Source organism: Paenibacillus sp. W4I10 (assembly GCF_030816325.1).
GTDB lineage: Bacteria > Bacillota > Bacilli > Paenibacillales > Paenibacillaceae > Paenibacillus > Paenibacillus amylolyticus_B.
In genome coordinates, this window is the sequence record NZ_JAUSXX010000001.1 from 3,749,771 (window position 1) to 3,763,533 (window position 13,763).

The following is a 13,763-nucleotide window of genomic DNA, read 5'->3' on the forward strand; positions in this document are numbered from 1 at the left end:
CGCTTCCTTCGATTGGGGAGATGGACTCATTCAAACTCCCCCCCAGCTACATGTTCTACCGACTCTTTTTCCAAAATCTGTTGCAGAGCTTGCAGCATTGGAATTCTAAGTTCCTGTTTTTGCAGAGCGAAGTCGATGGTTGTCAAAATGAATCCCAGTTTCTCGCCCACGTCATAACGTACTCCCTCGAAATCGTAAGCATACACTCCTTGTGTCTCATTTAAGCGCTGAATCGCATCTGTTAATTGAATCTCTCCCCCTTGACCAATCTCTTGTTGCTCCAGATGTTCGAAAATCTCTGGACTCAGTACGTATCTCCCCATAATCGCCAGGTTGGAAGGCGCTGTGCCTTGGGCAGGTTTCTCTACGAACCTGAGAACCTCTGTCAAACGGCCATCCGATTGAAGCGGGTCCACAATGCCGTATCTGTCTGTTTGTTCAGCAAGTACGGTTTGTACGCCAACAATGGAATGTTGAACCTGATCATATTGATCAATCAATTGTTTGGTGCATGGAACTTCCGATACGACGATGTCATCTCCGAGCAACACGGCAAAAGGTTCGTCACCGATAAAGTTACGTGCACACCAGACAGCATGACCAAGTCCTTTGGCCTCTTTTTGTCTTATGTAGTGGATATCCACGTTAGAGGATTTGCGAACCTCTTCAAGAAGGCCCAGCTTCCCTTTTTCCAGCAAGTTATGTTCCAATTCAAAAGCGTTGTCGAAATGATCTTCAATTGCCCGTTTCCCCTTACCAGTTACGATGATGATGTCTTCGATTCCAGAGGCAATGGCTTCCTCAACGATATACTGTATAGTTGGTTTGTCCACAATAGGGAGCATTTCTTTGGGCATCGCTTTTGTGGCTGGCAAAAATCGTGTACCTAGTCCAGCTGCAGGAATGATTGCTTTTCTCACTTTTTTCATAAATACCACCCTATCCTCTTTTTTTTTTTTAGTTTGATAAAAGTTGAACCAGGGCATCTAACCCGTCCTCACGTCATACCTTCGACGATTAACGTCTAAGGTTCATTGAACCCACAGCATGACCGAGTGCCTACAGTGATAAAGGTGCAGTAGACATTACCTGTTTACTTGGGAGCATTGGATGGAAGGTTTACTTCTCTCCGTAGCCCACCGGAACTGCAACGTTTTTGATATTGTTCAGAATTGCGCCCAGGATTCGTGCATTCACATGCTCCAGAGCAGCCTTGGTCTTCTTCACTAATTCCTTCTTGACCTTGCCCGAGTTCACGACCAGCAGCACGCCATCACACAGCGAACTCACAATGAGTGCATCCGTTACCGCTAGCACCGGCGGTGTATCAAACATGATGACATCATATTGATCCTCTAACTTCTCGATCAGCCTTTTCATCCGGTTGGAACCGATCATCTCGGAAGGGTTCGGCGGAATTGGACCAGAAGTGAACAATTGGAGATTGTCGATATAGCTCTCTCTAAGCACGTCTTCCACACTGTACTGATTAGACAGCACACTACTAAGACCGATATGATTGGGTACGGAAAACACCTGGTGCAAGGAAGGATTACGCAGATCCGCATCAATCAGCAGAACTTTTTTGCCTTCCTGGGCATAGGTTACCGCCAGGTTGCTAATGGTTGTGGTCTTGCCTTCGCCGGATTCGGCGGAAGCCACCATGATTTTTTTGATATGACTGTCGATTGAGGAGAACTGGATGTTCGTCCGTAATTTACGGTATCCCTCCGAGATTTGAGATTTGGAGTTAAAATAGGTCACCAGACTGTTATTTTCATTGGTTAGCCGCGACATATTTGCCATCCCCCACTTTCTGTTGAGATACGTAATTTTTCGTATTTTTCAGATCGTCTTTTTTCATTTTGGATATCACTGTAAGCACAGGCAGGCCCAGCTCTTTTTCAAGTTCAGCTTCGGATTTGAATGTGTCATCCAGATAATCCAGCAGGAATACGAGTGCAATCGCGAGCACAAGACCTGCGAACAGACTGACAATGATGCTTAATGTGGTTTTCATATTGATTGGAGATGCGTTACTATCCACTTTTGCTTCACTGAGGATAGCCACATTATCGATTTTCATGATTAGGGGGATTTGAGATTGGAACACGTTGGAGATGGCATTGACCGTTTTTGCGGCTTTTTCGTAGGTAGTCCCTTGTACAGTTATGCTCATCACTTGGGATTCGCTGGCTGTAGAGACGGAGGTGCTATTCATGAGCTGAGCAGAGGTTAAGCCCAGGTCTGGATACGTAGTAGCGACTTTATCCATAATGGCGGAAGATTTAATAATTTCTCTGTATGAGTTAATGAGTTTGATATTGGTTTGAATCATGCTGAAATCCATCATCGCCTGGCCTTGAACATTAGAGGTCTGGTTCACGATCAGTTTGGAACTTGCCTCATAGATGGGCTGGGTGAAGAAAATGCTTTTAACCCCTGCACCCACACCGGCTATCAAAGCAATTGCAACAATCAACCACAGTTTCTTTTGTAAGAGTCGAAAATATCCTTTCAGTTCCACTTTCATTCCTCCTATACGTTGTGATCTATCCTATGTAACTACCAGATGGACAGTAGCCATTTGCGAGGTTTCCAGCGTTCTGTGACCAGACACGAATTCGATAGAATGTGCGACGCATTCTCTGCCAGCCGCTTAACGGCTTCAGCTCCAAATCGACGCTCGATGGCCCGCTCTCCTTCACTTATGGCAAATGTCCTTTTGCACGTATCATGTGCATCTGATGAAATGAAATGAAACCCGTTTTCTTTGCAAAAATGAAAACACCACTGCCGAACTTTCCGTCCGAAAAGCCCAGTGAAAGATTGAGCCGTAAGCTGACATAGCCCGCCTTGACTCAAGTAATCAGCCAACAACCTTGGCTTCTTCAAAATGACACGATTGCGTTCCGGATGAGCAATAATAGGGGTAATTCCCGCTATTCGTAATTCATGCAGTATCCTGGGGAACTGTGAGGGAATATGACCAAAGGGCAGTTCCAGCAACATGTAACGACTTCCGGCGAGTGTGCAGCACTTTCCTGCATATAAGTCTCCAATCAGGTTGTCATGCACCCTGATCTCCTGTCCGGGACGGATCTCCAGGCGAATGTTACGTTTGCGAAGTTCTGCATGAAGCAGGTTCACGGCCTGATTGACCACCATCGGTTCATTGTTGTATTGCCCGTTCAGGTGATGCGGAGTAGCAATAATGGAGGTAATTCCTGAGGCTGCCGCCTTCTCAGCCATCGCAACGGACTGCTCCATTCGAACAGGACCATCATCCAGGCCGGATAATATGTGGCAGTGCATTTCAACCATATCCAAACTTCCTGAAATAGTATGAGCCCCCTCGCCCCTTTATTCATTGCGCAAATGCTTTTGGTGTTAAAGAACTAATGCATAACGCTATGAAATATAGTAAAATGGCGTTAAGTACATGTTTTGTTCAGAAAATGTTAAGAATCGACTTGGAATTATATGGTGAAATCAATGTAATGATAGGGTTCCTGCAGAGCCTTTTGTTCTGTTGCCTTTTCATACTGAAAACGGGAAACCGCGGGAAACTGAACTTCAGTAAGCATTGTGTTTAACTGTCCAGTTATATATAGTTTCTGTTCGTGCTGAATATGCAAGTTTGAATGATACATTGTGAGCTCTCCGAAGGGCTGTTTCCATTGCAACCTTGCGTGAAGTCTTACACATACATGTTGATCTTCAACATCCAAACCAATGAGCATTTCTGATGATACCGGCAAGTTCAGGTCGCTCAGGAAGGTGATTGCTTGAGTGTCCATTCCAAGTAACAGAACAGGGCGTCTTTTACGGTCTACCATTTTCCCTTGAAACTCCTGAATGTACATATGGACATTTAATTTCATATCAGCCCATTCCTGAATTATTGAATACATGGTTTCATTCCTTTAGAATGGATTAGCCTACATGGACTGCCTCCACTTCCTTCTCACAGGTATATGGTCCAGGCAACTAGGAGATACTTAAAATATTCCAAATGATACATTTTGTAACTCCATACGTCCAATTTACGATACAATACGTATCATGTCAAGCGGTATTTGGACATGGTTCTTTTGATTTACGACAATTTGAGATGTCCTTAGACAGACCTATTTACAAATGGAAATGGGTTAAAGGAAACACATGAGGAGTTACTCTTTTGCAGGAAAGCTGCCCTGATCAAACACTTGGCTCAGGATTGTTTCAATATATATTTGATGTCGTTCAGGGGGAAATAGCTTATGAGCTACGGAAATCGCATTGCTGAATTACGGGAACAGCGGGGACTTACTCAAGAAGAACTTGCGAGCTCCATTCATATTACCAGAGCTGCTCTCTCCCACTACGAGAAGAACCGTCGTAAACCGGATTTCGAAGTGTTAACGAGACTTGCTGACATCTTTGAGGTGTCTATTGATTATCTTATAGGACGTACAAAGCAAAGCGATGTTGTGATGGATGAAGATGTACGTGAATTCGTTGATACCTTGGAGTTGTCAGATAAGGAAGTGTTGGAACGCTTCGATCTGATGATTGATGGGAAGTCCTTAACAGAAGAAGAGGCACGTCGTTTTATTGCGTTTGTCCGAATGGAACGCAGTATGGACTAAACCCGAAAAGAGGACCCAGTTCCCGAGAGATAACATCTCTGGCTTCTGGGCTTTTTTTGTGTCTTAATTCCCTTTCATTCCATGCTTGTCTATTGTGTCAAGGACGCTTGTTGTTGACGGAGGATACGAAATGGTTCCAACGCTCCGGGTCGATTCCGCATTGCAGTAAAACCTTCATGATGTCCATCTGGGTTGCTTCGACTTGTTTACCTGTCGGCCTACGATCGTCCCTGTTTGGATGCTTCATATTCATTCCGCTAACCTCTCTTATCTTTATACTTTCCCTGCCCTCCAAAACTAGCCTTATTATACTTGAGAAAGTTCCTCGATGTTGTCGTCTCATGGCGATAACGTTTTTTGAAGGGGTTCTAATTTTGTCGAAAGCAAAATAGGAGCAATATGGTGCCGGAATGGCAACCATATTGCTCCTATTATTCTTAATACAACCTGTTCATGCACTTATACCTTTGAACAAGGCAGTTATTAACCTCCAGCACGTGCAAGTTCACGCATATTCGCTTCAAACGCTGCAAGCAGCGCTGCTTCTCCAGTCAAACCTGTTGCCTGAATCCGTTCGATCTGTTCTGTCATACGTTTGAAGTCCTTCGGAATAACCCGAACGAACTGATTCAGCGCATCTTGCCAGTTATCCAGAACGCGCTGACCGACAGCACTTCCTGTATTGGCAACATGACGTTGAATCATGCCTCGCAGATCTGCACTTTCAGCCACATCTTCGATACGCTCCAAAAGAACCATTTCCAGATTACAACGTTTCAGGAATGTGCCTTCCGGATCATACACATAGGCAATACCTCCGGACATCCCTGCTGCAAAGTTACGACCTGTATCGCCCAGTACAACGACACGTCCACCTGTCATATACTCACAACCATGGTCGCCTACACCTTCAACGACTACTTTGGCGCCCGAGTTACGTACAGCAAATCGCTCACCCGCAATACCACGGATATACGCTTCGCCGCTTGTTGCTCCGTAGAGAGCCGTGTTACCGATAATGATGTTATCTTCCGCCTCAAACGTTGCTTTCGGAGAAGGCATCACGATCAGTTTACCTCCGGACAGTCCTTTACCTACGTAGTCATTGGAATCCCCTTCAACGGTCAAGGTCATACCTTTAGGTACAAAGGCCCCAAAGCTTTGTCCGGCAGAGCCGACAAATTTGAATTTAACCGTATCTTCAGGCAATCCTGCGAGTCCATATTTGCGTGTGATCTCACTACCCAAAATGGTACCTACTGCACGGTTAACGTTTGTAATTGGAAGCACCGCTTCAACCGGTTGACCGGATTCAATAGCAGACTGTGCCAGTGGCAGCAATTGTTGCATATCCAGCGTTTCTTCCAATTGGTGATTCTGACGCTGTGTGCGGTAACGTGCAGAGCCTTCCGGCATTTCAGGCACGTGCAGCAATACAGACAGATCCACACCTTTTTTCTTCCAGTGATCTACGGCTTCTACCGTTTCGAGGCAATCTGTACGTCCGACCATCTCCTGAATAGTCCGGAAACCAAGATCAGCCATGATCTCACGCACATCCTCAGCAACAAATCGCATGAAGTTAACCACATGAGCTGGATCACCCATATAATTTTTACGCAATTCCGGATTCTGTGTCGCTACACCAACTGGACAGGTATCCATTTGACAGACACGCATCATGATACAGCCAAGTGCAACGAGCGGTGCTGTAGAGAAACCATACTCTTCTGCTCCAAGCAAGGCTGCAATAGCCAAGTCACGGCCGTTAAGCATTTTACCGTCTGTTTCGAGGACAACACGGTCACGCAGATTGTTCAGCATCAACGTTTGATGTGTCTCTGCAAGACCTAGTTCCCAAGGCATACCTGCGTGGCGAATCGAACCTTGCGGTGATGCACCTGTACCACCGTCATAACCGCTGACGAGGATGATATCGGCACGGCCTTTGGCTACACCAGCTGCGATGGTACCCACGCCCACTTCCGATACAAGCTTCACGTTAATCTCAGCACGTGGATTGGCATTTTTCAAGTCATAGATCAACTCTGCCAGATCTTCGATCGAGTAGATATCGTGATGCGGTGGAGGTGAGATCAGACCTACACCTGGTGTTGAACCACGGACTTCAGCAACCCAAGGATACACTTTACGTCCTGGCAGTTGTCCGCCTTCACCTGGTTTAGCTCCCTGAGCCATTTTGATCTGAATTTCATCGGCATTAACCAAGTAGTTGGATGTAACACCAAAACGTCCGGATGCTACCTGTTTAATCGCACTGCGACGGGAATCCCCGTTGCTATCTTTAATGAAGCGAGCCGGATCTTCTCCACCTTCACCGGTATTGGATTTACCTCCAACACGGTTCATAGCAATGGCAAGATCTTCATGCGCCTCTTTACTGATCGAACCGAAGGACATTGCACCTGTTTTGAAACGACGCATGATATCTTCTACGGATTCAACTTCTTCGAGTGGAATGGAATCTCCAACTGGTTTCAGTTTCAGCATGGAGCGAATGGTCAACAGTTGATCATTCTCACCTTGTACAAGTTTGGAATATTTTTTATACAGCTTGTAATCCCCAGTGCGTACCGCATGTTGCAGGGTATGAATGGTTTGCGGATTGAACAGATGCTCTTCTCCGTCGTTACGCCATTGATAATCCCCACCGGAATCCAATACTTTATCGTTACCGTCTTTTTCCGTAAAGGCACGGTTATGATGTGTCAACGCTTCGGCTGCCACTTCTTCCAACCCAATTCCACCGATACGGGAAGGTGTCCAGGTAAAGTAACGGTCAACGAAGTCTGATTTCAGACCTACCGCTTCGAATATTTGAGCTCCACGATACGATTGAATCGTAGAAATCCCCATTTTGGACAACACTTTAGTAACGCCTTTGGTAGCTGCTTTAATGTAGTTTTTCACTGCTTTCTCATGCGAGATACCACGCAGCAACCCTTGCTGAATCATGTCATCCAGCGTTTCAAAGGCCAGATAAGGGTTCACCGCACTTACACCGTAACCCAGCAGCAACGCGTAGTGGTGAATATCACGCGGTTCTGCCGATTCGAGCATAATGCTGACTTTTGTTCTGGTTCCCTGGCGAATCAGATGGTGATGCAGACCTGCTACAGCAAGCAATGCAGGAATGGCAGCATTCTCTGCGTCCACACCGCGGTCAGACAGGATCAAAATGTTATGTCCTTTGTCGATGACACGATCCGCAGCTTCGAAGAGCAAATCCATCGCTTTGCGAAGTCCTTCTGCTCCTTCCGCAGCGGTGAAGAAGATTGGAATCGTCATGGAGCGGAAGCCTGGGCGACGCACATGGCGAATCTTCGCAAAGTCTTCATTCGACAATACCGGTGTATCCAGACGGATCTGGCGACAGCTCTCCGGTTCTGGATTCAACAAGTTACGCTCAGGTCCAATGGTTGTTGCCGTAGACGTTACAATCTCTTCACGGATCGCATCGATTGGCGGATTGGTTACCTGGGCGAACATCTGTTTAAAGTAGTTGTACAGACGCTGCGGACGATCCGACAGCACAGCCAGCGGTGCATCATAACCCATCGAACCCGTAGCTTCCATACCTGTTGTTGCCATAGGCTCCAGGATTTTACGCAGTTCTTCAAATGTATAACCATATGCCAGCTGAAGCTGGGTCACGTTATCATGTTTTGGATCAGGAAGTTCCGGCGCTTCCGGCAACTCGCTCAGATCCATCAAATGCTCATCAAGCCAATCCTGATACGGATTCTCGGCTGCAATGATTGCTTTTACTTCCTCATCCGCGATGATGCGGCCTTCTTGTGTATCCACAAGCAACATCCGACCTGGGCGCAGACGATCTTTGTACAGGATCTCTTCCGGTGCGATATCAAGTACCCCAACTTCTGAGGACAGGATAATACGGTCATCTTTGGTTACATAATAACGAGCTGGACGCAAACCGTTACGGTCAAGTGTTGCACCAATTTGCAAACCATCTGTAAAGGCCATTGCTGCTGGCCCATCCCAAGGCTCCATCATCGTGCTGTGATACTCATAAAATGCCTTTTTGGCAGGGTCCATTCCCTCATCCGTGCTCCAAGGTTCAGGAACCATCATCATGGCCACGTGTGGCAGGGAACGTCCACTCAGATACAGGAACTCCAGTGTGTTATCAAACATGGCTGTATCCGAACCATCTGGATTGATGACCGGTTTTACTTTCGCGATGTCGTCACCGAACAACTCGCTCTCGAACAAGGACTGTCTAGCATGCATCCAGTTCACGTTACCACGCATCGTGTTGATCTCACCGTTGTGGATCATGAAGCGATACGGGTGGGCACGTTCCCAGCTCGGGAAGGTGTTCGTACTGAAACGGGAATGCACGAGTGCAATAGCCGATTCAACAAGGTCTTGCTGCAGATCCAGATAGAACTCTCCCACCTGTTCCGTTGTCAGCATGCCTTTATATACAATTTTGCGACAAGACAAGCTTGGAAGGTAGAATGAACCGCCTTCTGCTTCATCTGCCGAATAACGAATAGCCAGCTCAGCACGTCTGCGAATAACATACAGCTTACGCTCGAATCCAAGCTCATCCTTCACATCTGCTGATCTTCCAATGAACACCTGACGTACATAAGGTTTCGCTGCAAGTGCAGAACGGCCAAGCATTTCATCAAAAGTAGGAACATCCCGGAAACCCAGGAACGTCTGTCCTTCTTCTTCAATAATCTTCTTAAGGCTCTCTTCATGTGCACTACGGATGGCAGGGTCTTGGGACATGAACAACATCCCTACGCCATAGAAACCCTGTTCAGGCAATGCAAAACCAAGACGTTCCGCTTCCTGTGCAAAATAGCGATGTGGGATCTGAATCAGGATACCTGCTCCGTCACCGGAATTTGGTTCACTTCCCTGTCCTCCACGGTGCTCCATGTTACTAAGCATGGTCAGTGCCTGACTAACGATATCGTGTGAAGGTACTCCTTTGATGTTGGCAACAAAACCCATTCCGCATGCGTCTTTTTCGAACTGCGGGTCATACAGACCCTGTTTTGGAGGTAATCCGATGTGTCTCATGGAACGCAACCTTTCTATAATGAAGTATTTCGGAAAGATCAAGAACATAGGCAACAGGCAACAATGAAACGGGAGGAGCTGGCCTTTCGCTTGCGATAGAGCCTGCTAGATAGAAGAGGTGACAGCATGAGACTGTCAAAAATAATGCCTGCTATTGGGCAGAAGCCATTAAATGAGATGAGCTGATCCGGACGATCCGGCAAACAGCCTGTATAAATCAACACGCAGCCGCTGGCACGGCTACTGAAATGGAGCGACGTTTTTTTGATATAGTTCTATTATTTTAACACCGACCTAACATCAGCGCAATTTAAACTTTTTAATACCTCTGATAAGAAATGTTTTGCAGTACAGCTTTACAGTAGTGACGTTTAAATTCATCTCTTTTTCGAATAATTATACACTTTTTAAGCCAGAGTACAACTGATTTAAATTGCTGACAGAAGAAAATCGTTCCATGTACAGCCTAGGTTTATCCATAATTCCACCAAATTTTCACTGCTTAAGCCAGCGAAACTTTACTTCTCTATGCATTTGTATACAAAATAGCCTGCAACCCCTTTTTGGGGCCACAGGCTATTTGCACTATTTGACTACTATATTGCATAATTTCACTACAAGAAAATAAAGTTTTTTTTCAAAAATATGACCCTGCTGAAGATCAGGTTCGACTTATGCCGTCACTACTTGACCAGAATCAGCCTGTTCGACTTCTTTTTTCGGACGTCTGCCATTCCAAAGGAAGTAAGCAAGCGTCAGCAGGATGGATACACCTGCATAGATGCTAAGAATTCCTGCCTGATGCCACATCACATCCAGATTACCACTCGATACCACGGCTTTGAAGCCCATAATGCTGTGTGTCATTGGCAACCAAGGGCTAAATGCCTGAAGCCATGATGGAATCAGTTCTACAGGGAAGGTCCCTGCACTAGCCGCAAGCTGGAAGACCAGAAGCAGAATGACAACATAACGTCCAGGCAGATCCAGCCAGGTTACAAGTGCCTGAACGATCAACATGAAGGTCAGCCCCGTAATAATGGTAAACAGGTAGAACAGCCCTACGCTGTGCGTCTCCAGTCCAAGACCATATAACATGAAACTTGCCACAATAACCGATTGGAAAATACTCACGGAGCCAAATACCAGTGTCCGGCTGACAAAACGATTCCAGCCTGTTACACCAGGTACGGACGTTTCCCGCATTTTCAATACAATCGTGGAAATCAGCGATCCCACAAACAGACCAATCGACAGGAAGAACGGTGTCAATCCTGTACCATAATTACTCACGTTCTCTGCTGTGTTCTCCGAGGAGTTTACAGGTTCAGCGAACATGTTCACCACATCATCCGTTTTCTTAACTTCGGATGTTTTCTGAGCGGCATCATTCAGCTTGGTTGCCAGTTCACTTGAGCCATCTTTTAGCTCGGTAAGACCGTCAGCCAGTTTGCCCGCGCCATCACCCAGTTGCTTGGAACCATCAGTTAGTGAATTAACGCCACCACTGAGTTTACCTACACCCGTTTGCAAAGCTGTTGTCCCTGAGCCCAGCTGCTTGGCACCATCTGCAAGCAATGTACCGCCACTTGCAGCATCACCCAACTTGCCGCTGAACTGCTTCAGACCATCGGAGAGTTTCGCTCCTCCTTGACTAAGCTGTCCGGCACCAGCCAGTAATTGCTGCTGACCATCCACCAGTTGATTCGCACCAGCAAGGAGTTGTTCCTGACCTCCATGAAGCTCGGCTGCACCCGCAGCCAGCTGCTGGTTGCCCTGATGCAGTTGATCTGCACCCTGCGCAAGTTTCTGCTCGCTCTCATGCAGTTGTGCACTGCCGTCAGCGACAGCCTCACTTGCTGCAAGCAGCTTCTGTACATCCGCATTTTCGGCCAGTTCGGGGTTCGATGCAGCAAGCTGTTTCAATCCGGCGGCTACGCCCTGTGCACCATCAGCAACCTTACCACTGCCATCTACAGCCGATTGCAGGCCTGTTGCCAGTGTGCCGCTGCCCTGAACGGCACTTTGCAGACCATCCGACAGCTTCGCACTGCCCTGTTCTGACGATTTCAGGCCAGCCTGCAACTTACTTGTGCCATCCAGTGAAGACTGGAGTCCGGTTTCCAACTTGGCGCTGCCATCCTTCAACTGATCTGCTCCGCTTTGAAGCTGGCTCGAAGCAGCTGCCTGAAGCTGTTGCAGACCGGATACAAGATTCGATGTTCCACTTTCAAGCTTGGTTGCCCCTGTATGCAGCGCGTTAACACCATCACTTAATGGAGAAAGTCCTTCCTGAAGTTCAAGCGTTCCTGATGCAAGCTTCGCCAGGTTATCCTTGAGCTTAACAGCACCATCATCCAGTTTGCCTGCGCCGGTATTCAGTTCACCTGCCCCATCGCCTGCCTCAGCCAAGCCATCTGATACTTCAGAGAACTTGTCGAGTAATGTCTCTGCATAGGATTCCGTTACTTTGGCTGAGACTTTTGCTTTCAGGTCCTTAATAGCGGTCTTACCGATCTGTGCACCGACAAAGCTGTAATTGCCATTCGGTTCATAGATCAGATCAGCCGGCTCCGGCTTGTCATCGAGCAATGTTGTTGCTTGGGATGAGAAGTTCTCCGGTATCGTAATTTGCATATAATATTTGTCATTACTCATGCCTTCTTTGGCTTGACTCGCACTGACAAAATCCCATTTGAAATCGGCATTTTTCTTCAGCTCATCCACCAGATCACTACCCACATGGAGGGATTTGCCCTCCAGCTCAGCGCCTTTATCCAGATTGACAACGGCAACCGGCATCTCGTCCACATGACCATACGGGTCCCAATAGGCCGCCAGATAGATGCCACTATACAGGATCGGTATAAACATAATTGCAATAACAGGGATCAACACCTTCGGGTTTCTCACGGCCGATCCCACATCCTTGAAAAACACGGATAAAGATTTCATGTCATTTTCTCCCCTTAATCTCTCTGCTCCATGAGCAGGAATAACCATAATGAAATACAATGTCGCATTCCAGAAAACATACTGAAACACGAACTGACCACTTTCCTCAAACGGTCACTTCAGGACAAAAAAACAACCTGTCTTCCGACAAGCCTCCCTGCTTGATACGCGTGAAAATCCTTATACTATAGTAGATTAAATTCGGATTACGTTACAGCAGCAATTCCTTCCATTAAGAAAAGGCGAAAGTAAGTCTTAATTTCCTCTTTGCTCAGCGGTTGATGTTGTTTGCTCCAGTCTGAGGTGAGTGCAATGTACAGGCGAATCATCATAAATGCGACTACTTGCGGATCACAATCTCGAATCTCTCCATTGTCTTTTGCTTTCTCAAGCTCCTTAGCCAGAAAGTCGGAGATTACTTTCTCCACCTTGTCCAATCCTTCCTTGGCCTGCAGCGTTCCAAAGTCCTTCAGCTCCTGAGATAACTTAACGAGCAGATCGTGATCACGACGAAACTCTAACAATGCATCCAGTACCCGAAACAGATTATCGAAAAATGCACTTTCCTGATGTACTTCACGATGCGCGATGTTCTTCATTTCCTGAATCACTTCTACCAGGATCTGATCAAACAATTGTTCCTTATTGGTGAAAAACGTATAGATCGTTCCTTTGCCAACGTTCGCAATCTTGGCGACCTGATCCATCGTCGTTGCTTTGTATCCAAACATGGCAAACGACTGGGCTGCTGCATGAATAACCTGCTGTCTCCTGTCAATCGGAGCCATCGTATCCCTCCTTTATGCTGATTCATTGTTTAAACGTTTCATATAAATGACCAAAAATACAATTCAGTCATTCGGTCAAAAACTACAATACCACCTTCGAAATAAGATTGCAACCCTAACATTTTAAAAATTGTGTTAATATTTTTTAACCGAAATGCAGTGGAAACTCCTTCTGTCGTCGTCTATAGTGTAAGATGACTCAGATAATACGTGTATATAATGAAGTTTAAGTTGTCTCATTGTAAGATATATGGTGTAAATATTCATAGAAGAAACATGATTTTGTGCTTCAATGTATATTCATGTA

General features: G+C 46.3%; 10 protein-coding genes. 1 reads left to right on the top strand and 9 read right to left on the bottom strand.

What is annotated here, in order from left to right:
- Positions 1–26: 26 nt before the first annotated feature.
- The 5 genes from galU to QF049_RS17010 form a co-directional block, all read right to left on the bottom strand.
- The gene (gene galU, locus QF049_RS16990) at positions 27–929 is read right to left on the bottom strand and encodes a UTP--glucose-1-phosphate uridylyltransferase GalU (RefSeq protein ID WP_036611572.1); all 903 of its coding nucleotides are present in this window, start codon (positions 927–929) and stop codon (positions 27–29) included.
- A gap of 190 nt (positions 930–1,119) precedes the next feature.
- A complete protein-coding gene (locus QF049_RS16995; RefSeq protein WP_091033856.1) occupies positions 1,120–1,797 on the bottom strand; it encodes a CpsD/CapB family tyrosine-protein kinase in 678 nt (225 codons plus the stop codon).
- Positions 1,778–2,527: a YveK family protein gene (locus tag QF049_RS17000; RefSeq protein WP_047841966.1), complete on the bottom strand. Its 750-nt coding sequence runs from the start codon at positions 2,525–2,527 to the stop codon at positions 1,778–1,780. Before QF049_RS17000 ends, QF049_RS16995 begins: the two co-directional genes overlap by 20 nt.
- A gap of 38 nt (positions 2,528–2,565) precedes the next feature.
- The gene (locus QF049_RS17005; protein WP_105597655.1) at positions 2,566–3,324 is read right to left on the bottom strand and encodes a tyrosine-protein phosphatase; all 759 of its coding nucleotides are present in this window, start codon (positions 3,322–3,324) and stop codon (positions 2,566–2,568) included.
- A 155-nt stretch (positions 3,325–3,479) separates the two neighbouring features.
- A complete protein-coding gene (locus tag QF049_RS17010) occupies positions 3,480–3,884 on the bottom strand; it encodes a hypothetical protein (RefSeq protein WP_143786500.1) in 405 nt (134 codons plus the stop codon).
- A 378-nt stretch (positions 3,885–4,262) separates the two neighbouring features.
- On the opposite strand from QF049_RS17010, the gene QF049_RS17015 reads away from it, so the two are divergent.
- Positions 4,263–4,631 carry a helix-turn-helix domain-containing protein gene (locus tag QF049_RS17015; RefSeq protein WP_017690127.1) on the top strand — a complete coding sequence of 123 codons (369 nt, stop codon included), beginning with the start codon at positions 4,263–4,265 and terminating at the stop codon, positions 4,629–4,631.
- 97 nt (positions 4,632–4,728) lie between these two features.
- Here QF049_RS17015 and QF049_RS17020 read toward each other — a convergent pair whose 3' ends face one another.
- From QF049_RS17020 to QF049_RS17035, 4 genes are all read right to left on the bottom strand, one after another.
- On the bottom strand, positions 4,729–4,884 hold the full coding sequence (locus tag QF049_RS17020; protein WP_017690128.1) for a hypothetical protein: 156 nt from the start codon (positions 4,882–4,884) through the stop codon (positions 4,729–4,731).
- Positions 4,885–5,114: 230 nt separating this feature from the next.
- Entirely contained in the window at positions 5,115–9,713 is a 4,599-nt protein-coding gene (gltB, locus tag QF049_RS17025; RefSeq protein WP_307539082.1) for a glutamate synthase large subunit, read from the bottom strand.
- Between the two features lie 672 nt (positions 9,714–10,385).
- Positions 10,386–12,668, bottom strand: a complete 2,283-nt coding sequence (locus tag QF049_RS17030) for a YhgE/Pip domain-containing protein (RefSeq protein WP_307539084.1) — start codon at positions 12,666–12,668, stop codon at positions 10,386–10,388.
- A 206-nt stretch (positions 12,669–12,874) separates the two neighbouring features.
- Positions 12,875–13,456, bottom strand: a complete 582-nt coding sequence (locus QF049_RS17035; protein ID WP_036611349.1) for a TetR/AcrR family transcriptional regulator — start codon at positions 13,454–13,456, stop codon at positions 12,875–12,877.
- Between the last annotated feature and the right edge of the window lie 307 nt (positions 13,457–13,763).